Annotated in this window: 24 protein-coding genes; 21 read left to right on the top strand and 3 right to left on the bottom strand. The window is 43.8% G+C overall.

All coding sequences use genetic code 11. The features are described 5' to 3' along the window. The first annotated feature begins 4 nt into the window (after nt 1–4). Genes OCV72_RS10870 through OCV72_RS10855 form a run of 4 tightly spaced genes read left to right on the top strand, consistent with a single transcriptional unit; the run spans nt 5 to nt 2,328 of the window. Nucleotides 5–580: an electron transport complex protein RnfA gene (locus OCV72_RS10870; protein ID WP_022415658.1), complete on the top strand. Its 576-nt coding sequence runs from the start codon at nt 5–7 to the stop codon at nt 578–580. Between the two features lie 13 nt (nt 581–593). Continuing rightward, complete coding sequence (locus tag OCV72_RS10865; RefSeq protein WP_022415659.1) at nt 594–1,385, top strand: RnfABCDGE type electron transport complex subunit B; 792 nt, start codon at nt 594–596, stop codon at nt 1,383–1,385. A 16-nt stretch (nt 1,386–1,401) separates the two neighbouring features. Continuing rightward, entirely contained in the window at nt 1,402–1,848 is a 447-nt protein-coding gene (locus tag OCV72_RS10860; protein WP_226853708.1) for a DUF2752 domain-containing protein, read from the top strand. 42 nt (nt 1,849–1,890) lie between these two features. Continuing rightward, nucleotides 1,891–2,328 (top strand): hypothetical protein, encoded by a 438-nt coding sequence (locus OCV72_RS10855; RefSeq protein WP_055180404.1) that lies wholly within the window; start codon nt 1,891–1,893, stop codon nt 2,326–2,328. 608 nt (nt 2,329–2,936) lie between these two features. Here the strand turns inward: OCV72_RS10855 and OCV72_RS10850 are convergent. Then, the gene (locus tag OCV72_RS10850) at nt 2,937–3,938 is read right to left on the bottom strand and encodes an FAD:protein FMN transferase (RefSeq protein ID WP_055283820.1); all 1,002 of its coding nucleotides are present in this window, start codon (nt 3,936–3,938) and stop codon (nt 2,937–2,939) included. 162 nt (nt 3,939–4,100) lie between these two features. On the opposite strand from OCV72_RS10850, the gene OCV72_RS10845 reads away from it, so the two are divergent. The 16 genes from OCV72_RS10845 (at nt 4,101) to recG (ending at nt 18,801) form a co-directional block, all read left to right on the top strand. Next, the gene (locus tag OCV72_RS10845) at nt 4,101–4,466 is read left to right on the top strand and encodes a NusG domain II-containing protein (protein ID WP_022415565.1); all 366 of its coding nucleotides are present in this window, start codon (nt 4,101–4,103) and stop codon (nt 4,464–4,466) included. Nucleotides 4,467–4,476: 10 nt separating this feature from the next. Beyond that, entirely contained in the window at nt 4,477–4,968 is a 492-nt protein-coding gene (locus OCV72_RS10840; RefSeq protein WP_242859252.1) for a Gx transporter family protein, read from the top strand. Nucleotides 4,969–4,978: 10 nt separating this feature from the next. Continuing rightward, a complete protein-coding gene (gene ruvA, locus OCV72_RS10835) occupies nt 4,979–5,593 on the top strand; it encodes a Holliday junction branch migration protein RuvA (RefSeq protein WP_055283816.1) in 615 nt (204 codons plus the stop codon). Nucleotides 5,594–5,609: 16 nt separating this feature from the next. Further along, a complete protein-coding gene (ruvB, locus tag OCV72_RS10830) occupies nt 5,610–6,611 on the top strand; it encodes a Holliday junction branch migration DNA helicase RuvB (protein WP_055283814.1) in 1,002 nt (333 codons plus the stop codon). Between the two features lie 71 nt (nt 6,612–6,682). Next, nucleotides 6,683–7,090, top strand: coding sequence for a cell division protein ZapA (locus OCV72_RS10825; protein ID WP_006427639.1), 408 nt, complete (start codon nt 6,683–6,685; stop codon nt 7,088–7,090). A gap of 59 nt (nt 7,091–7,149) precedes the next feature. Beyond that, on the top strand, nt 7,150–9,273 hold the full coding sequence (locus OCV72_RS10820) for a U32 family peptidase (protein ID WP_055283812.1): 2,124 nt from the start codon (nt 7,150–7,152) through the stop codon (nt 9,271–9,273). Between the two features lie 8 nt (nt 9,274–9,281). Further along, the gene (locus tag OCV72_RS10815) at nt 9,282–10,754 is read left to right on the top strand and encodes an FtsW/RodA/SpoVE family cell cycle protein (protein ID WP_055283810.1); all 1,473 of its coding nucleotides are present in this window, start codon (nt 9,282–9,284) and stop codon (nt 10,752–10,754) included. Between the two features lie 37 nt (nt 10,755–10,791). Then, nucleotides 10,792–12,120 (top strand): peptidoglycan D,D-transpeptidase FtsI family protein, encoded by a 1,329-nt coding sequence (locus OCV72_RS10810; protein WP_081021053.1) that lies wholly within the window; start codon nt 10,792–10,794, stop codon nt 12,118–12,120. A gap of 21 nt (nt 12,121–12,141) precedes the next feature. Then, nucleotides 12,142–12,465: a hypothetical protein gene (locus OCV72_RS10805; RefSeq protein ID WP_055283808.1), complete on the top strand. Its 324-nt coding sequence runs from the start codon at nt 12,142–12,144 to the stop codon at nt 12,463–12,465. A 1-nt stretch (nt 12,466) separates the two neighbouring features. After that, a complete protein-coding gene (locus OCV72_RS10800; RefSeq protein WP_055283806.1) occupies nt 12,467–13,483 on the top strand; it encodes a DUF2953 domain-containing protein in 1,017 nt (338 codons plus the stop codon). A 27-nt stretch (nt 13,484–13,510) separates the two neighbouring features. After that, nucleotides 13,511–13,900, top strand: coding sequence for a GerW family sporulation protein (locus OCV72_RS10795; RefSeq protein WP_055283804.1), 390 nt, complete (start codon nt 13,511–13,513; stop codon nt 13,898–13,900). Nucleotides 13,901–13,954: 54 nt separating this feature from the next. Further along, nucleotides 13,955–14,092, top strand: a complete 138-nt coding sequence (locus tag OCV72_RS10790; protein WP_171029403.1) for a hypothetical protein — start codon at nt 13,955–13,957, stop codon at nt 14,090–14,092. A 121-nt stretch (nt 14,093–14,213) separates the two neighbouring features. Further along, nucleotides 14,214–14,402 carry a 50S ribosomal protein L28 gene (rpmB, locus tag OCV72_RS10785; protein ID WP_022415556.1) on the top strand — a complete coding sequence of 63 codons (189 nt, stop codon included), beginning with the start codon at nt 14,214–14,216 and terminating at the stop codon, nt 14,400–14,402. A gap of 147 nt (nt 14,403–14,549) precedes the next feature. Further along, on the top strand, nt 14,550–14,909 hold the full coding sequence (locus OCV72_RS10780; protein WP_022415555.1) for an Asp23/Gls24 family envelope stress response protein: 360 nt from the start codon (nt 14,550–14,552) through the stop codon (nt 14,907–14,909). Between the two features lie 29 nt (nt 14,910–14,938). Further along, nucleotides 14,939–16,621 carry a DAK2 domain-containing protein gene (locus OCV72_RS10775; protein WP_055283802.1) on the top strand — a complete coding sequence of 561 codons (1,683 nt, stop codon included), beginning with the start codon at nt 14,939–14,941 and terminating at the stop codon, nt 16,619–16,621. Between the two features lie 146 nt (nt 16,622–16,767). After that, nucleotides 16,768–18,801, top strand: a complete 2,034-nt coding sequence (recG, locus tag OCV72_RS10770) for an ATP-dependent DNA helicase RecG (RefSeq protein WP_055283799.1) — start codon at nt 16,768–16,770, stop codon at nt 18,799–18,801. Between the two features lie 157 nt (nt 18,802–18,958). Here recG and OCV72_RS10765 read toward each other — a convergent pair whose 3' ends face one another. Both OCV72_RS10765 and OCV72_RS10760 read right to left on the bottom strand, forming a co-directional pair. Beyond that, nucleotides 18,959–19,165, bottom strand: a complete 207-nt coding sequence (locus tag OCV72_RS10765) for an alpha/beta-type small acid-soluble spore protein (RefSeq protein ID WP_028085823.1) — start codon at nt 19,163–19,165, stop codon at nt 18,959–18,961. Nucleotides 19,166–19,294: 129 nt separating this feature from the next. Further along, nucleotides 19,295–19,573 carry a type II toxin-antitoxin system HicB family antitoxin gene (locus tag OCV72_RS10760; protein ID WP_028085822.1) on the bottom strand — a complete coding sequence of 93 codons (279 nt, stop codon included), beginning with the start codon at nt 19,571–19,573 and terminating at the stop codon, nt 19,295–19,297. 173 nt (nt 19,574–19,746) lie between these two features. Here OCV72_RS10760 and OCV72_RS10755 point away from each other — a divergent pair, with 173 nt between their 5' ends. Then, entirely contained in the window at nt 19,747–20,931 is a 1,185-nt protein-coding gene (locus OCV72_RS10755; RefSeq protein WP_172677222.1) for a D-alanyl-D-alanine carboxypeptidase family protein, read from the top strand. Nucleotides 20,932–21,024 lie beyond the last annotated feature (93 nt).

Below are 21,024 nucleotides of genomic sequence, written 5' to 3'. Positions count from 1 at the left end.
TAGTATGAAAGAATTATTGATTATTGCAATTGGTTCAGCTATCGTAAATAACGTTGTACTCAGCCAGTTCCTCGGAATCTGTCCGTTCCTGGGTGTTTCGAAAAAGGTTGAGACTGCAACCGGTATGGGTGGAGCAGTTGTATTCGTTATTACATTATCATCATTCTTTACAGGACTGATTTACAAATTCATCCTGGTTCCGCTGGGGTTTGAATATCTGCAGACAATCGTATTCATTCTGTTTATCGCAGCTTTAGTACAGTTTGTAGAAATGTTCCTGAAAAAGAGTATGCCATCATTGTATAAAGCACTTGGTGTGTATCTTCCACTGATCACAACAAACTGTGCGGTACTTGGTGTGGCACTTACAAACGTTCAGAAAGAATATTCTATCATCGAAGGTGTTGTCAATGGTATTGGTACATCTGTCGGATTCCTGATCGCGATCGTGATCATGGCAGGTATTCGTGAGAAGATGGAATACAATGATATTTCAGAGTCCTTCCAGGGAACTCCGATCGTACTGATCACAGCTTGTCTGATGGCGATCGCGTTCTGTGGATTCTCAGGATTAATTTAGGAGGAGGCAGACAATGAGTGTTACAGGTATTATTCTTGCGGCAGTTATCGTAGGAGGCACCGGATTATTCATTGGTGTATTCCTCGGCGTTGCCGGTAAGAAATTTGCGGTAGAGGTAGATGAAAGAGAAGAAGCCATCTTGGGCGTTCTTCCTGGAAATAACTGCGGTGGCTGTGGTTATGCCGGATGTTCCGGACTTGCAGCAGCAATCGTAAAAGGAGAAGCTGAAGTCGGCGGATGTCCGGTCGGAGGCGCTCCGGTAGCAGCAAAAGTCGGAGAGATCATGGGCGTTGCTGCAGGTGCACAGGTACACGAAGTTGCATTTGTAAAATGTGGCGGAGACTGTGAGAAAGCAAAACAGGAATATGAATATCACGGACTGAACGACTGTACTATGGTCAACATGATGCAGGACGGAGGACCGAAAGCCTGTTCTTATGGATGCCTTGGAGACGGAAGCTGTGTTCAGGCATGTCCATTTGATGCAATTCATATTGTGAACGGTGTAGCAGTTGTAGATAAAGAAGCATGTAAAGCATGTGGAAAATGTGTAGCTGTATGTCCAAAACACCTGATTGAGATTGTGCCATACGATCAGAAACATCTGGTAAAATGTAATTCACAGGACAAAGGTAAAGCAGTTATGCAGGCATGTACAGCCGGATGTATCGGATGTAAGATGTGTGAGAAAGCATGTAAGTTTGAAGCTGTTACAGTGGAAAATAACATTGCGCACATTGACTACGAGAAATGTAAAGACTGTGGTGCCTGTGCAGTAAAATGTCCGAAGAAAGTTATCTCATAACAGGATGAAAAAGATATTGAAAGACGGATTTGTATTATTAAAAAATGATATAAAGAAGGCAAAATGGGCGGTTATATTTATAATCGCCTATTTTGTATTTGGAAGTCAATTTCTGCCGGGTATCTGCCCTTTGGTCTGGATCACGGGATTTCCTTGTCCGGCATGCGGACTTACAAGAGCAGGAATCCGGCTTTTGCATCTGGACTTCAAAGGAGCATGGAAGATGCATCCGTTTATCTATGCATTCGCAGCAGGTGTGGTGATATTTGCATGGAAGCGCTATATCTGTAAGAAGCCGATTGGAAAATGGTTTAAGACAGGCTGTGTCGTGTGTGTGGTTCTTATGGTGATTTACTACGTGTGGCGTATGTATCGGTATTTTCCGGACCAGCCGCCAATGAGTTATTACCACTATAATCTGCTTCGACTGCTCATGGATGTTGCGTTCGGAGCCCTGAAATGATAAGATAGACGCAAAAATAAGTAAGGCAAAGGAGAATGACAGATGGATGAAGAAAATAAGCAGGTAACCGCTGAAGAGGTCTACAGTTACGGTGAATCAACAGAAGAACCGGCAGGAGAGCCGGAAGAGAAGGCGGAACCAGAACCGGAAGCAACCGGATCAGAGGATTCACAGGATAATAAATTCGTATATCAGGACAATCAATACGATTACAGCCAGCAGTACAGCCAGAACAGAAATGAGCAGTCAGACAACTCTCCAATGGATCTAAAAGACTGGATACTGACATTGATCGTATTACTGATCCCGTGTGTTGGAATAGTCATGTATTTTGTATGGGCATTCGAAAGTAACGGTAATATTAACCGGAGAAACTTCTGCAGAGCACAGCTGATCATATTCGCAGTATTACTGGGAATTTATCTGGTGTTGTTTATGCTGTTCGGCGTGGTTGCATTTAGCCAGGTGGTGGGCTATTAAATTTGTTTGGGATTTAATTTATTAACTGGGAAGCGGCCTCTCAGTCCTTGAAGGAAACAATAGATAAGGCTTCTTGTTCAGGTTCCATACCATAAGAAACACTAAGAGAGTCAGAATCACCTAAAAGCAAAGGAACTACGCTCAAACTCGGCGTTCGCCTCAAACACGTTCGCTTCGTTCCTTTAACGGTGCTTCTGACTCTCTAATTGTTTCTAACGGCATTCCACATTCACAATAATCCTTATCTATTGTTTCCTTCAAGTCGTGACTGGCAGCGGATATTAATAAATGAAATGCCCGGAAGTGTAACCCAGCGTAAGCCACTGCGGTTACGCATTTGCCATTTCATTCGTAAGGCATTTGATACCCACGGAATAAAAAGTAGGAAGCTGTTCCAGTGAATGTGAAGAAGGTGTTGGAAATAGTTAAGCGTCAAAATTATGCGTTGGGTTTTCGAAATTTGCCTGTTTGAGCCGAATGGCGAGTTGCAAATTTCGGAAGCCCGTTTTTAGCATAATTTTGACGCTTTAGTATTTCCCACCGACGGAACCTGAACAGGAACGGCTTCCTACTTTTTATGCAGGTCCGGGTAATCATGCCTTCCTGAATTAAATCCCAATTTTATGCACCTTCTCATCATCCGTAATAAATATCGCCTCCACTCCATCCATACTCTGGATCAGTTCCATTCCTTTCTCGTATCCCAGTAGAAAGCAGGTTGTGCTGAGTGCATCTGCTTTTGTAGAAGAGTCTGTGATGATCGATACACTGTAAAGATTGTTCTCGCACGGATATCCGGTTCGTGGATCCAGGATGTGATGATATAGTTTTCCGTTTTTCTTAAAATACCGTTCATAGATTCCGGAAGTTACAACTGTCTGGTCTTTTAACTGTACAGAGGTGATAGCTTCACCGGATTCATCGAAAGGTTTCTGGATTCCGATGTTGTATTTGCTTCCGTCGGGTTTGGTGCCGATGACATCAACATTTCCTCCAAGATTGATGATCGCATGTTTTATCCCTTGCTTTTTGAGATATGTTTTCACCTGGTCGGCAATGTATCCTTTGGCGATGGCTCCCAGATCGATGCCGGCTTCGGGATCTTCCAGTGTAATGGTGTTATCCTGAATGTCGACCTTTGTGTAATCAACGTGGCTTACGGCCTGGGCAATGGCATCGGAAGATGGAACCGTTGGTTTATCTGCCTTGAAATCCCAGAGAGCCGATACCGGTTCAATGGTGAGATCAAAGGCACCGCCGGAAAGTTCGCTGTAATGAATACCCTCCTGAATAAGATTGGCCGTTTCGGAAGAGACAGTGAAGGGCTGACCGTTTGCGTGGTTTAATTTATAAAGTTCACTGTCTGTATTGGTGGTGGAGAACATTGTGTCATATTTTTCGCAAAGTTTCTTCAGGCCATCCAGAATACTTTCATCTGCAGGATCAAGGATCTGGATCTTGATGACAGTGTCAAAGAGCATGTCGGTATAAGTAAGATCCTGATCGGTCTGTGTACTGCTTTTTGCGCCGGAGCATCCGGTCAAGAGAAGAGCAGAGGCAGTGAGAACCGCACTGAGTGTTTTTATGATATTATTTTTTTTACATTTCATAATACTAATAACCTCGTAGTTGATGATTTTCTATCATGTATTTACATAACTTGTAGTATAACATGAAAAAAAACAGATGCAAACCAAACATATTTTCTTTTTTGTTGAATGGGACAATTTCTTGTGATAGAATAGTACCGTTAGTGGACAAGGAGAGAACGTATGAATTGGAAGAAAAAAGATGCGGTTCTTATATTGACAGTTCTTTTGATTGCCGGTGCAGCTTTCGGTGTACATGAATTTGCCGGCGGGGATGGAGCTGATACCGTGACTGTGAAGGTGGATGGTAAGGTGACAGGAACCTATCCGCTCGCAAAGGATCAGAAGATTAGGATCAATGGCGGTACGAATATACTTACGATAAAGAACGGAAAAGCGAAGATGACGGATGCAGACTGTCCGGATCAGTTGTGTGTACATCAGAAAGCAGCTTCAAAGAATCATGAGAGCATTATCTGTCTGCCGAATAAAGTAGTGGTTGAGGTAGACGGAAGTGAAGAAAGTGAATTCGATGCAGTGGCAAATTAGGAGGGACATTGTGAAGAACAGAGTGGCATATTTTGGAGTGTTTACGGCACTGGCGCTGATATTCAGCTATGTGGAGACGCTGATTCCTATCAATTTCGGAATCCCGGGAGTGAAGCTCGGGCTTGCGAATCTGGTGATCGTGATCGCGTTATATAAGATGAAGCTGACGGAGGTATATCTGTTGTCTGTGGTCAGAGTATTACTGTCCGGATTCATATTTGGAAATTATTTCAGTATCATTTACAGCCTGGCCGGTGGATTGTTAAGTCTGACGGTAATGGCGCTCTTGAAGAAGAGCAAAGGATTCAGTGTGATGGGAATCAGTGTGGCGGGTGGAGTGTTCCACAATGTGGGACAGCTGATCGTTGCAATGCTTGTGGTGGAGACATTCAGTGTCGGTTATTATTTCCCGGCGCTTCTGGTCGCAGGACTGATTACCGGACTGGTGATCGGGATCGTGTCGGCGGAAATGTTGAAGAGAATTAAGAATATACAGTTTTGATGGAGGAACTATGATTACATATATACGTGGAATTCTGGAAGGAATGGAAGAAGACAAGGTCATTGTAGATGTCGGCGGTGTCGGATATGGAATCTACATGGCAGGGACCGCAATGGGCAGGCTTCCGGCTCTTGGAAAAGAAGTAAAGATCCACACCTATCTGCATGTAAAGGAAGATCTGATGCAGTTGTATGGCTTCCTTACCAGGGATGAACTCCGTGTATTCCGGCTTCTGATCGGTGTCAGCGGGATCGGACCGAAAGGCGGTCTTGGGATTCTTTCGGCACTCGGACCCGATGATCTGAGATTTGCGGTTGCGTCGAATGATGTAAAGGCAATCCAGGCGGCACCGGGAATCGGTAAAAAGACGGCGGAGAAGCTGATTCTGGAATTAAAAGACAAGTTGAAGCTGGAGGATGCGCTTGAGAATACCGTGAATGCAGTGCAGAACACGGCAGATACATCTGCAGGCATGGCAAATGAGATGACAGGAGAAGCGGTACAGGCACTGGTTGCACTCGGGTATGGCAATACCGAGGCATTAAAAGCAGTCAGACAGGTAGAGATTACGGAAGAAATGAGTGTGGAAGATGTTCTCCGTCAGTCTCTGAAATATATGTTGTAGAAGGTAAGGCAGACAGATGAGCAGAAGAATTATGACGACTGAGAATCTGGAGGAAGATGTCAGGATCGAGAATCATTTAAGACCTCAGCTTCTGGAAGATTACATTGGTCAGGCAAAAGCAAAAGAAATGCTGAAGATTTATATTGAAGCGGCAAAGGCGAGGGGCGAGGCACTGGATCATCTCTTGTTCTATGGACCTCCGGGACTTGGAAAGACGACACTTGCGGGAATCATTGCCAATGAGATGAATGTAAATATGAAGATCACATCAGGACCGGCGATCGAAAAGCCGGGAGAGATGGCGGCAATCCTGAATAACCTGCAGGAAGGGGATGTCCTTTTTGTAGATGAGATCCACCGCCTGAACCGTCAGGTGGAGGAAGTGCTGTATCCGGCAATGGAAGACTATGCGATCGATATTATGATCGGAAAGGGTGCTTCGGCAAGATCGATCCGTCTGGATCTTCCAAAATTCACCCTGGTAGGGGCAACGACAAGGGCAGGTATGCTGACAGCGCCTTTGCGGGACCGCTTCGGTGTGGTGACCAGGATGGAATATTATACGGTCGAAGAACTGAAGATGATCATTTTACGTTCGGCAAAGGTTCTGGAAGTCGGGATTGATGAAAGTGGTGCATATGCGATGGCGAGACGTTCGCGGGGGACTCCGAGACTTGCCAATCGTCTGTTAAAGCGTGTCCGGGATTTTGCCCAGGTGAAATATGACGGCTACATCACAGAAGAAGTGGCGGATTATGCACTGGATCTTCTGGATGTGGATAAGGAAGGTCTGGATCAGACAGACAGAGGGATCCTTCTGGCTATGATCGGGAAATTCGGCGGCGGCCCGGTCGGATTGGAGACGCTTGCGGCATCGATCGGAGAAGATCCGGGTACGATTGAGGATGTATATGAGCCATATCTGTTGAAGAATGGGTTTATTCAGAGAACTCCAAGAGGAAGAGTCGTGACGGATGCGGCATATGCCCATCTGGGAATTTGTAAGGAAAATGAATAAAACAGTTGGTTTTTCTTACAGATTAGTTTATAATAGTTATCAGAAATTATGAAAGTTCGAGGAGGCTTCTTATGGCATCATCAAAAAACTATACAGAAGTATTAATAGGAGGAAAGGTTTTTACTTTAAGTGGATTTGAAAGTGAAGACTATTTACAGAAAGTTTCTACATATCTGAACCATAAGCTGGACGAATGCAGCAATAGTGAGGGATATCGCAAGCAGAGCGCAGAGACCAGAAGTATTCTGCTGGCGCTGAACATTGCGGACGATTACTTTAAGGCGAAGAAGCAGGGCGGTACACTGGAAAGTGATATCGAGGCAAAAGATAAAGAGATGTATGACTTAAAGCATGAACTGATATCCGTTCAGATCAAGCTGGAGAATGCAGAGAAAGCGATGGACAAGCTGAAGGAAGAGAATAAGGAACTTCAGATGAAGATCGTACAGCTGGAAACAGAGATTAAGAATAATAAGTAAGAATTAGGCTGTCACACGACAGCCTTTTTTACAAGAAAGAAAAGACAGGATAAGAGACTATGAACAGAGTGGTAGAGATATTGGCACCGGCAGGTTCGATGGAATGCCTGCAGGCAGCAATAGCCGCAGGTGCGGATGCAGTATACCTTGGCGGTACCAGATTTGGAGCAAGGGCATATGCACAGAATCTTTCGGAAGAAGATATGGTGCAGGCAATTGAATACGTACATATGCACAGAAGAAAGATATATATGACGGTGAATACACTTCTGAAAGACAGGGAGATGGAGGAATTGTATGCATATCTGCTTCCGTATTACAGAGCGGGACTGGATGGAGTAATCGTACAGGATATCGGTGTGGTAAAGTATATCAGAGAGCATTTTCCAAAGATGCCGGTACATGCAAGTACACAGATGACCATTACCAATACGCTCGGAGCGGATCATTTAAAACAATACGGAATCACGAGAGTCGTGCCGGCGAGAGAACTTTCGCTCGGGGAAATCCGTGATATGAAGAGACAGACGGGACTGGAGATGGAATGTTTTGTACATGGAGCACTGTGCTATTGTTATTCCGGCCAGTGCCTTCTGAGCAGTATGATCGGCGGACGGAGCGGCAACAGAGGACAGTGCGCACAGCCGTGCCGTCTTCCTTATCAGATAGATGGAAAGAAACCGGCAGATCTGATGAGTCTGAAGGATCTGTGTACGATAGACATTTTGCCGGAACTGATCGATGCGGGGATTTATTCATTTAAGATAGAAGGAAGAATGAAGCAGCCGGAATATGTCTATACGGTTGTAAAGATGTATCGGAAATATGCGGATCATTATCTTAAGCTTCAGAAAGAAGGAAAAGACAGATCGGCATACCGGGTGTCAGAGGCTGATAAACGGGAACTGCTTGCTGCTTACCAGAGGCGTGGTTATTGTGAGGGCTACTATCATCAGCATAACGGCAGAGATATGATATCATTGAAGCGTCCGAAGAATGCCAAAGATGGCAACACTGAGGAAAAACCGTGGCAGGATATAAAAGTACAAGAAAAAATTAATGGTATTTTAACATTTTCTGTCGGAAAGCGTGCTAAACTAACAGTATCGTATGGCAATATTACCGTGGAATGTACCGGTCAGGAAGTTCAGGAAGCGCAAAAGCAGCCGTTGGATCCGAAAAGAATTGAAAAACAGATGAGAAAGACCGGCAATACAGAGTTTGTGTTTGAACGTCTGAAGATCCATACAGAAGGAAATGTGTTCCTGCCGATGCAGGCGCTGAATGAACTGCGAAGAGAAGGAATCAAAGAACTGACAGAGAAGATACAGATGCAATACCGGAGAGAAGAAGCGGATTGTGAGACAGAAACAAAAAAAACCGTGGAAAAGAACAGCACCGGAAAGGAATGCAGTATATCTGCGTCTGTGCAGTCAAAAGCACAGCTTGAGGCAGCGGTAAACAGCGGAGTACGGTGTGTGTATCTGGATGAGGAGATAGAATTTGAACGTGAAAACGGCGTACAGTATTTCCTTGCGATGCCATACATTTTCAGGGAACGTACGATCCGCAGATATGAACGTATGTATGCAAAAATCGAGGAAAAATATGATGGTATACTGATCCGCAACTGGGAGAGTTATGCGTGGCTCAGACAACATGCATACCAAAAAGAAATCCGCAGTGATTATAATCTCTACATTTTTAATCAAAAAGCAAAAGAAGAGTTGAAGGATCTGGGGATCGGACAGGGAACAGCACCGGTGGAATTGAATGATCGTGAGCTGGCAGAACTTGGGATAGGAGAACAGGCATTTATCGCATATGGATACCAGCCGGTGATGGTCAGTGCGGGCTGTATAAAGAAGACCAGTGCTTCCTGTGACGGAAAAGGCGGAGTACTTACGATTTCTGACCGTTATCAGAAGGAGTTTACAGTCAGATGCTATTGCAGAGACTGTTATAATGTAATGTATAATTCAGCACCGTTGTTCCTGGCGGATAAGGCGGAAGAGATCAGAAAGCTGATGCCTGCACAGATACGGCTGGATTTTACAGTTGAGAATAAAGAACAGGTAAAAGAAATCTGTAAGATATATATGAATGCATTTACAGAAGGAAAAAAGATGGAACCTCAGATACGGGAGTATACGAGGGGGCATTTTAAAAGAGGAGTAAAGTAGGTGGAAAGTTGGTAAACATAATTGTACAGTTATCAAAATATCTGATGATACTGATGATCACAGTGTATACGTATCTGTGTTTCAGTATCTTCGGATATTATGATCCGGATAAAAAGAAACGTTGTCTCAGGAAGCAGAATGTGCTGATGTTTGTGATGCATCTGACGGCATTTCTTGTGATGTATCTGGAAAAAAAGGATACAAAGATTCTGGCATTGTATCTGATGCAGGTGACGCTTCTTGGAGGAACGATCCTGTTGTATAGCTTTATTTATCCGAAAGTATCACGTCTGATTGTAAATAATATGTGTATGCTGCTCAGCATCGGTTTTATCATGATCACCAGACTGAATTATGATAAGGCTGCGAAACAGTATCTGATCGCGGCAGCAGGAATTGTGCTCTGCCTTGTGATTCCGATCATTATCCGAAAAGCACGTTTTCTGTCGGAATGGAGAATTCTTTACGGAATTATCGGTATCGTGTCGCTGGCGATAGTAGTGGTTGTAGGTAAGGTGTCTTATGGTGCAATGCTTGGCTTTACAGTTGCCGGAATCAACATCCAGCCATCAGAACTTGTGAAGATTGTCTTTGTGTTCTTCGTGGCATCGAGTTTTAAGCGTTCTACAGAATTTAAAGATATTGTGGTGACGACGGCAGTTGCAGCATTTCATGTGTTGATCCTTGTGGCATCTAAGGACCTTGGGGCGGCGCTTATTATCTTCGTCGTATATCTGGTCATGTTATATGTGGCGACACATCAGCCGCTTTATATTCTCGCAGGACTTGGTGCGGGAAGTGCCGGAGCAGTTGTGGCGTATCATCTGTTTACGCACGTTAAGACGCGTGTAAATGTATGGAGAGACCCGTTTGGAACATATGATAAAGGCGGTTATCAGGTAGCACAGTCATTATTTGCCATCGGGACCGGCGGATGGTTCGGAGCGGGACTTTATCAGGGACAGCCGGACACGATTCCGGTATCGGCAGAGGACTTCATCTTTTCTGCAATTTCAGAAGAGATGGGGCTGATCTATGCGATGTGTCTGATACTGATCTGTGTGAGCTGTTATGTGATGTTCTTAAATATCGCAATGCAGCTGCATAATCTGTTTTATAAGATGGTAGCGCTGGGACTTGGTACCTGTTATATATTCCAGGTGTTTTTAACGATCGGAGGAGCGACAAAGTTCATTCCGTCAACAGGTGTAACACTTTCGCTGGTAAGCTATGGCGGAAGTTCTCTGATCAGTACGCTGATCATGTTTGCAATTATCCAGGGACTGTATATTTTAAGAGAAGACGAGGAAGAGGATATTGAGAGAAGGAAGAAAGAACGGTTACGAGCAAAGAGAAGCCGACAGGAGAGTGCGGCGGGATATCGAGAGGCAGAATATGACCCGCAAAGAGCGAAAAGAAGCCAAAAAGCGCGAAAAGAAGCGGCTCAAGGCAAAGCGCGCAAGAAACAAAGAGTTCGCTAGAGTTACGTATGTATTCGTAGCGCTTTTTCTGGTACTGCTGGGATATATCGGATATTTTCAGGTAAAAAAAAGCCAGGAGATCATCAGAAGTCCTTATAATGCCAGACAGAATTCGAATGCAAAGAGGGTGACCCGGGGAACAATTATAGATAGGAACGGGAACGTGCTTGCGAAGACCGATACGGCAGCAGACGGAAGCGAGACAAGAGAGTATCCTTATGGCGATGTATTTGCACATGTGGTCGGTTACAGCGTACAGGGCAAATCCGGGATCGAATCTCTGGAGAATTATGATCTGCTGACTTCGGATGAGAATTTCCTGATCAAGTTGAAGAATGAATTCCAAGATAAAAAAAATATGGGAGACACGGTTGTGACAACACTGGATGCAGACCTTCAGGAAGCGGCATATCAGGCACTGGGAGAGAAAAAAGGTGCGGTAGTGGTGATGGAGCCGAAGACAGGAAAGATCCTTGCCATGGTATCTAAGCCGGACTTTGATCCGAATACGGTAGAATCCAGCTGGAACGCTCTGAGTACAGATGAAAACAGTGTACTGTTGAATCGTGCGACACAGGGGCAGTATGCACCGGGTTCTACGTTCAAAGTTGTGACACTTCTGGAATTCATGAGGGAGAATCCGGATTACAGTTCTTATTCTTATAATTGTACCGGTTCGATCGAGAACAGTGGAATTAAGATTCACTGCTATAATGGACATGTCCACGGGCAGGTCAGTCTGGAGGAAAGTCTGGCATATTCGTGCAACACATCTTTTTCGAATATAGGACTTTCACTGGATCCGGTGAAATTTAAGAAGACGGCAGAGGAAGTTCTATTTGATTCAAAACTGCCTTCGGATCTTCCGTATAGTAAGAGCAGCTTTACGATGGATAGCTCTGCCGGAAACGGTACAAAGATGATGACGGCGATGGGACAGGGGGAGACGCAGGTAAGCCCGTATCATATGGCACTGATCACATCTGCTATCGCCAATGGCGGGAAGCTGATGAAGCCGTATCTGGTTGACAAGGTGACAAATGCATCGGGAGCGGTCATGAAAGAGACGGATCAGAAAGAATATAAGCAGCTTATGACAGCTGAAGAAGCTGCCCAGATCAAAGAATACATGAAGAGTGTAGTAGATTACGGTACAGCATCTGTATTGAGCGGACAGAGCTACACAGCAGCGGGAAAGACCGGTACGGCAGAATATAGTTCCGATAAAGAAAAAGACCACTCCTGGTTCATCGGTATGTCGAATGTGGAAGATCCGGAACTGGTTGTAAGTGTGATCATTGAAGCATCAGACGGAACGGCAAAGGCGGTAAATGTTGCAAAAGAGATTTTTGACTCGTATTATTAGAAGTATAGAAGGACGGGAAATATGCGATACTATAAGCATCTGTACCTGACAGAAGGACTGGAAAAGAAAAAAGAGAAAATCATCCGCAAGCTGGAAGCCGGAAAACTGCAGCCGAGTGTGCATGTGATCACGCTGGCAATCAGTGAGAAGAATCAACTGGAAATCTATCCGACACTCCAGTTTAAGCAGCCTGCATTTCCGGAACAGGATCTGTTCGTGGTAGGAATTACAAAAGGATATGAGGAAGCGGTAGAACTGGTAGAACAGATCGTACAGGAAGTATATGAACAGACAGGCGGATGTGATATACGGTCTTATATATTAGAAAAAGAGCAGGGAAGATAAGATGGTGTTACATATTCTTTTGATCATTTTAAAAATAATAGGGATCATAATTGCAGTGATTCTCGGGCTGCTGCTTCTGCTTCTGGTGATCTTTTTGTGTGTTCCGGTGAGATACCGGCTCGATGCGTCAATGCCCGGAGAGATAAAGGAAAGCAGCGCATACGGCCGCGTGACGTGGCTCTTGCGCCTGATACGGATCGATGTGTCATTTGAAGAGCAGGAGTTAAAATGGCGGGTAAGGATTGCGTGGAAATCTTTCGGAAGTGAACCGCAGAAAAGCGGACATACAGATACTGAGAAGAAAAAATCGGAAGATCGTCCGGTGAAAACAGACGTTGAGAAAAGAGAAACTGCGAAGATAGAATCTGAGAAGGAGGAAGCTCATGAAAAAGAGAATACAGCTTCGAAAGAAAACCGGAAAGAACAGAGAGTGGAAAGCAGTAGCAGACTATCGGAAATGGAAGAAGAGTCTGAAGAAGAAAAAAGAACTGTGGAGAGCAGTAAAACGCTTCCGGAGAATGTGGAAGAAATCCCGGAAAGTACTCCTGAAAAAGCTGGGAGATTTGCGAAGATAAAATGTACAATCTTAAAGTTCTGTGATAAGATAAAGCATACGGTTGGACATGCAGAAGAAAAGCTGGACAGCATATTGGATAAGAAAGAAAGAATTATGAAGGAATTGGAAGATCCGGTGCACAGGAAAGCTTTTTCGAAGGTGAAAAAAGAGGCGGGCAAGCTGTTAAAGCGTTGGATGCCGAAAGTAATAAAAGGTGAAGTTCAATTTGGATTCGAAGATCCGTACCATACAGGACAGGCACTGGCGGGGTTAAGTATGATCTATCCGTTAATCGGAGGTCATCTGTTGGTGGAACCTGATTTTGAAAGAAGGATACTGAAAGGGAAAGTCAGAGTCCGCGGTGGATTCCGCATGATGCCGCTGGTCTGCTTCCTGTGGAACCTGGTGTGGTGCAGCGAGATCAGAAAGACATATCATGATATCCGCAAGTTTCAATTATAGATATAGAGAATGCAAGGAGGAAAGAAGATGGCTGAGAATAATTTCAAAGGGACTGTAGAAGCGCTGTTCCATGGTATGGACGGAGTGGTATCATCCAAGACGGTAGTAGGAGAAGCAATCCATATCGGCGATACGATTATTTTACCACTGGTAGATGTATCCTTTGCGGTAGGAGCAGGTGCGTTCAACGCAGATAAGAAAGAAAAAGGTGCCGGAGGTATCGGTGGGAAGATGACACCAAGTGCGGTGCTGGTCATTCAGAATGGTCACACCAAGCTTGTGAACATCAAGAATCAGGATACGATCACGAAGCTGCTGGATATGGTACCGGATGTGATGGATCGTTTTACATCCCGAAAAGAAGATAACGTTACGGAAGAGGATGTGAATAAGATCCTCGACGAAGCAGAAAAATAGCAGACATTTTTTTAGGCAGTGTACATATAATGTACAAAAAGCAGGTGTGTGTCTGTGAAAAGAATCGTAGGATTTGCATTGTTCTGGATAGCGGCAGGAATGCTTCTGGCACTGGTCATACCAGGTTTGTTCTGCCAGATTTTGTGTATGATCCTGTGCGTTGCAGTGGGATATTGCCTGTTTTGTTGCTGAAAATCGAAAAGTAAACAAAAAAATATCAAATAACTCTTGCAATTCTTGCAACAGTCTGCTAGAATAACTATTGTTGCGAGTTCGGACAAAGAACTTATTATGAGCGTTAGGAGGTGCAGTCATGGCAAAATGTGCTATTTGTGAAAAGGGTGCTCACTTTGGAAACAATGTCAGCCACTCTCATAGAAAATCACCAAAGATGTGGAAATCAAATGTAAAATCTGTTCGCGTGAAAACCGAAAACGGAGCTACAAAGAAGATGTATGTTTGTACTTCTTGTTTGAAATCAGGAAAAGTTGAGCGTGCATAAGATGTATTGAAACTCAGATTTCGATGTGTGGAATCTGAGTTTTTTTGCGCAATAAGAACTATTGTAATTAGCGGAAAAACAGAGTATAATAAAATATATTATGTTTTGATTTAGATAGAAGATAATAAAAGAAGTGGAGGTTTTGCTATGAAAGGGTGTATGAGTACAGATTTGGGAATTATTACCATTGATCCTGAAGTAATTGCAAAATATGCAGGAACAGTGGCGGTTGAATGTTTTGGTATTGTTGGAATGGCAGCTGTAAATATGAAAGATGGCCTGGTTCATCTGCTGAAAAAGGAGAGCCTGACAAGAGGAATCCATGTAAATATAAGTGATGATAATCATATCAGTATTGACTTCCACATTATTGTGGCATACGGTGTAAGCATTTCCGCTGTAACAGATAATCTGATCAGTGATGTGAAGTACAGAGTGGAAGAATTTTCCGGTATGCAGGTAGATAAGATCAACGTCTATATTGAAGGCGTAAGAGTCATTGATTAGTTTGTGGATTTTAAGGAGGAACGTAAGAAGTGGCTACGAAAACGATTAATGTGGACGTGCTTGCAAAGATGTTTCTTGCAGGTGCTCAGAACATTGAAGCAAAGAAAGACTATATCAACGAATTGAATGTATTCCCGGTACCAGATGGAGATACAGGTACAAATATGTCTATGACGATCATGTCAGCGGCAAAAGAAGTAACAGCATTAAATAACCCGAAGATGAAGGATCTTGCAAAGGCAATCTCTTCCGGATCCCTGCGCGGGGCGAGAGGTAACTCAGGAGTTATCTTATCTCAGCTTTTAAGAGGATTTACAAAGGCGATCAAAGAAGAGAAAGAGATTGATGTGCTTGCACTTGCTGCGGCATGCCAGAGAGCAAGAGATACTGCTTACAAGGCTGTTATGAAGCCGAAGGAAGGAACCATCCTTACTGTTGCCAGCGGAATTGCGACAAAGGCAGCAGAGATGGCTGAAGAGACAGATGATCTGGAAGTATTCATCCCGGCTGTGATTGAATATGCAGAGGAAGTGCTGAATAAGACACCAGAGATGCTTCCGGTATTAAAAGAAGCAGGTGTGGTAGATTCCGGCGGACAGGGACTTCTGGAAGTGATTAAAGGCGGATATGATGCATTCCTTGGTAAAGAGATTGATTACAGTTCGATCAAACCAAGTACAAGTGTTACCGTGAATAAGGTGAATGCAGAAGATACGGCAGATATCAAATTTGGATATTGTACAGAATTTATCATTCTGACAGAAAAAGAATTTACCGAAGAAGATGAACATGAATTCAAGAAATTCTTAAGCTCGATCGGAGATTCCATCGTATGTGTTGCGGATGATGATGTCGTGAAGATCCACGTACACACCAATGATCCGGGACTTGCGATCCAGAAAGCGCTGACTTATGGACAGCTTTCTAAGATGAAGATTGATAATATGCGTGAAGAACATCAGGAAAAACTGATCCGTGATGCGGAGAAGCTTGCAGAAGAACAGGCAAAAGAAGAAGCTGCATACGAAGAAAAGAAGACAGCAGAGCCGAGAAAGGCAATGGGATTCATTACCGTTTCCATCGGAGCCGGTATGAATGAGATATTCAAAGAACTGGGTGCAGATTATATCATCGAAGGCGGACAGACCATGAATCCAAGTACAGAGGACATGCTGAATGCTATCGATCAGGTAAATGCAGATACGGTATTTATCTTTCCGAACAACAAGAACATTATTCTGGCAGCAAACCAGGCAAAATCATTGGTAGAAGATAAAGAGATCATCGTAATCCCTACCAAAACTGTACCACAGGGAATTACAGCGATCATTAACTTTATGCCGGACGCAGATGTCAAGACAAATGAAGAGGCTATGCTGGAAGAGATTAAGAATGTAAAGACCGGTCAGATGACGTATGCGGTAAGAGATACACATATCGATGACAAAGAGATCCATGAAGGAGATATCATGGGTATCGGTGACAGTGGAATCCTTGCGGTAGGAAAAGATCTGGAAGAGACCACAAAAGAACTGATCGCGAATCTGGTAGATGAAGATTCCGAACTGATCAGTATCTATTACGGAGAGGAAGTATCAGAAGAAGAGGCGGAGAAATTCGCAGGAGAGATAGAAGAACTGTATCCGGATGTAGATGTGGATATTCAGTTTGGCGGACAGCCGATCTATTACTATGTGCTTGCTGTAGAGTAAGAGATAAAGTATAGAATTATATACAGAACCGGATCTGTATATCCAGAGTGAGAGAAGCTCCTGGTATATAGATCCGGTTCTTTGTATCCGGATGAGTTTTGTGATGAAGAGATTGGATTTACAGGATGGAGGGAAGGAAGCATCGTATGATAGAAAAGACAGATATCGGAGATTTGAAAGGAATCGGAGAGAAGACGAAAAAGCTCTTCGAAAAGATCAATATACATACGGTAGGTGATCTGATCCGTTATTATCCGCATGGATATGATGTGTACGAGGAAGCGGTGCCTGTCAGTGAACTGGAAGAAGACAAGATCCAGACCGTTACAGGCGCAATCTACGGTCGTGTGCAGGTATCCGGAAGCAGCCGGATGCAGGTGACAACGCTGTATGTAAAAGATATTACCGGAATATTAAAGGTAATCTGGTTTCGTATGCCATTTTTGCGGAATACGTTATCCAGCGGAGGCGTGATCACCCTGCGTGGAAGAGTCGTTCGCAAGAAAACGGGTGATCTGGTTATGGAGCATCCGGAGATCTTCTATCCATCTGCAAAATACGAAGAGAAACTGCATACATTACAGCCGGTCTATGGTCTGACCTCCGGACTATCCAACAACATGGTCATGAAGGCTATGAAACAGGCTTTGGACGGCCTGGATCTTACCAGAGAGATCCTGCCGGATTCCCTGCGTTTGAAATATGGTCTGGCGGAATATAACTATGCTGTGAGAGGAATCCATTTTCCCGAAGATAAAGAAGTCTTTTATCATGCGAGAGAACGTCTGGTATTCGAGGAATTCTTAGAGTTTATTCTGTCGATCAGGAGATTAAAGGAGAAAAATGAACGTCTGGAAAACAATTATCCGATGCAGCCACGCCCGGAGGTAGAGACATTTCTGAAGAGTCTGCCGTTTGAACTGACCGGCGCACAGACAAAGGTCTGGAAAGAGATTGAAAAAGATCTCGGTTCGGAGAAGACGATGTCAAGGCTGGTGCAGGGAGATGTGGGCTCCGGTAAGACGATCGTTGCAGTGCTTGCACTGATGAATGCGGCATTCAATGGCTGTCAGGGAGCAATGATGGCACCGACAGAAGTGCTTGCAAGACAGCATTATGAGAATATTACGAAAATGTTCGAAGAGTATGATATTCCAATCAAGGTAGAACTTCTGACGGGATCTATGACAGCAAAAGAAAAACGGCGGGCATATGACCGTATCGAGTGCGGAATGGCGAAAATCATCATCGGAACACATGCGCTGATCCAGGGGGCCGTAAGTTATGATAATCTGGGACTTGTTATAACCGATGAGCAGCATAGATTTGGAGTAAAACAGAGAGAAACATTTGCGTTAAAAGGCGGGGAGCCGCACGTGTTAGTCATGAGTGCGACACCGATTCCGCGAACACTTGCCATCATTTTATACGGAGATCTGGACATCTCGGTGATCGATGAACTTCCTGCAAATCGTCTGCCGATCAAAAACTGTGTGGTGGATACCGGATACCGCAACACGGCCTACAATTTCATGAAAAAGCAGATCGCAGAAGGACGGCAGTGCTATGTAATCTGCCCTATGGTAGAAGAAAGTGAGACGATGGAAGCGGAAAATGTTACGGATTATACGGTGGCACTTCAGGAAGAGATGGGAGAACAGATCCAGGTAGCCTGTCTGCATGGCAAGATGAAGCAGGCACAGAAAGACGATATCATGGATCGTTTCGGAAGAAATGAGATCCAGATACTGGTATCGACAACTGTGATCGAAGTCGGAATCGATGTGCCGAATGCAACGGTTATGATGATTGAAAATGCAGAGCGTTTCGGCCTTGCTCAGCTTCACCAGTTGAGAGGACGTGTGGGACGTGGAAAACACCAGTCCTACTGTATCTTCATGAGTGCGTCAAAATCGAAAGAAACAAAAAAACGGCTGGATATCCTGAATCATTCGAATGATGGATTCAAGATCGCAAGTGAAGACTTAAGACTCCGCGGACCGGGAGACCTTTTTGGAATCCGTCAGAGTGGTCTTATGAACTTTAAACTGGGAGATGTCTATCAGGATGCGAAGATCCTTCAGATGGCAAACGAGGCGGCAGACCAGCTCACAGAAGAAGATGAAGAATGGATCCGGAAACTGCCGAATTATGAGAATGTGGCGGAAGTTGTGCTGTAATCGGATTGTTTATCTGGTACATTCCGCAGATATGGATGGATATAGCGGTAAAAAATAATCAACACATGACAACTTCGTATGATAGAAGTCATGTGTTGATTTTTTGATCTTTTAGTTTTTCATTCTGTGTTTCCAGCCTGTTACAGATACTGTGCGGTTATTTACCTGCCATCTGTTTTTCCTGCTGTTCGATCATTTTCTTGACCATATAACCGCCGACAGATCCATTCTGTCTGGATGTCAGGTCTCCGTTGTAGCCATCTGATAACGGAACTCCAAGTTCACTTGCTACCTCGTACTTGAATTTGTCTAATGCACCCTTTGCTTCAGGTACGGCTGTTTTGTTTGATGAACGATTTGCCATTTTTTATACTCCTCCTTTTGGTAACTTTGTAACTTTTTCCTTGTCGTTACATCTATAGTATGTGGAGAAATACAATTAATACACTAGAAGTGTTTTCATAATCTGGAAATATTTTCAGATTAAAAATGACTATTCGTCCCAGCCTTCGTAGAAGCGGATGTTCATAGAAATATTGCGGACGATCTCGCCTTCTTTTACTTCAATATCTTCAATGTCAGATACATATGGGATCAATGGATCATCTTCGGAAAGTTCCAGTGTGATCCAGTCGCGTGCCGCTTCGTTGGCACTTTCAATGGCATCATCTAAAGTCTCGCCTTCACCATAACAACATTCCAGATCCGGGAAATATCCTTTATAGTGTCCTTCTTCGGTTTTGTGAAATACTGCAGGGTATATGAATTTCATAATTTGTCATCCTTTCAAAATGTGTTCTTGTCTATTATATGATTTTCGGAGTGGGAAAACAATAGGTGGATGGAATAATGTACAATTTCTCCGAGTAAGATAATAATAATCGAAAAGATGTCAGCGAGGAATCAGATGCGATGCGGCATAGACGATGTATCAGTGCAATACTAATGTCTTTTGTACTATTTTTACAACCGGTATATGCAGTTCCGCCGGAAGAGAATCAACCGGAAAATTCACAAGAAAATAATACAGAAAATGAGAAAAGACAACAGGAGCAGATCAGTGCACCGTCGGCAATTCTGATGGAAGCGTCAACAGGACAGATCATATATGAGAAAAATCCGGATGAAAAATTACCACCGGCAAGTGTAACAAAAGTTATGACATTGCTGTTGATATTCGATGCACTGGAAAGCGGCCAGATCAAGCTGGCGGATGAAGTGACAACATCTGAATATGCGGCGTCCATGGGCGGTTCACAGGTGTTTCTGGAGCCTGGGGAGACACAGACGGTAGATACGCTGATCAAATGTATCTCTGTAGCCAGCGCAAATGATGCCTGTGTATCAATGGCTGAATATATCTGTGGAAACGAAGAAGAATTTGTTGCAAAGATGAACAAACGGGCAAAGGATCTTGGCATGAAAAATACACATTTTGTAAATTGCAACGGATTGGATGCAGACGGTCATCTGACAACGGCAAGGGATATTGCACTGATGTCAAAAGAACTGATCACTACATATCCGCAGATCTTCGATTACTGCAACATCTGGATGGAGAATATCACACATAAAACCCAAAAGGGCGAATCAGAATTCGGACTTACGAATACAAACAAACTGATCCGTCAGTATGAATATGCAACCGGGTTAAAGACCGGCTCTACCGGTAAAGCCAAATTCTGTGTATCCGCAACCGGAAGGAAAGGCGACATCGATCTGATCGCCGTGATTATGGCAGCAGACGACAGCAAAGCCAGAGTCAGAGATGCGATCACCTTATTAAATTACGGTTTCGGAAAATGTCAGAAATATACAGAAAAAGAACAAAAGAAGATATCACCGGTCGAAGTCAGAGGCGGGACGGAAAAAGAGGTGAAAGTACGTCAGAAAGATACATTCACCTACGTGGACACCACAGGCGCTGACCTGTCCAAAATAAAGAGCAAAACAAGAAAAGACAAGAATGTAAAAGCACCATTAAAAAAAGGCGAAAAAGTAGGTGAAACAGTCTATTATCTGGATAGAAAAAAGATTGGAGCAAGAGATATTGTCACGACAGAAAAAGTTGAGAAACAAAATTACGGCAGTGCGTTGGAAAATGTGCTGGAAGAGTATTTTGGGATTTAATTTATTAACTGGGAAGCGGCCTCTCAGTCCTTGAAGGAAACAATAGATAAGGCTTCTTGTTCAGGTTCCATACCATAAGAAACACTAAGAGAG

Origin of the sequence: Dorea amylophila (genome assembly GCF_025567265.1) — a bacterium.
Lineage (GTDB): Bacteria > Bacillota > Clostridia > Lachnospirales > Lachnospiraceae > Dorea_A > Dorea_A amylophila.
This window is presented reverse-complemented; position numbering and strand designations above follow the sequence as displayed.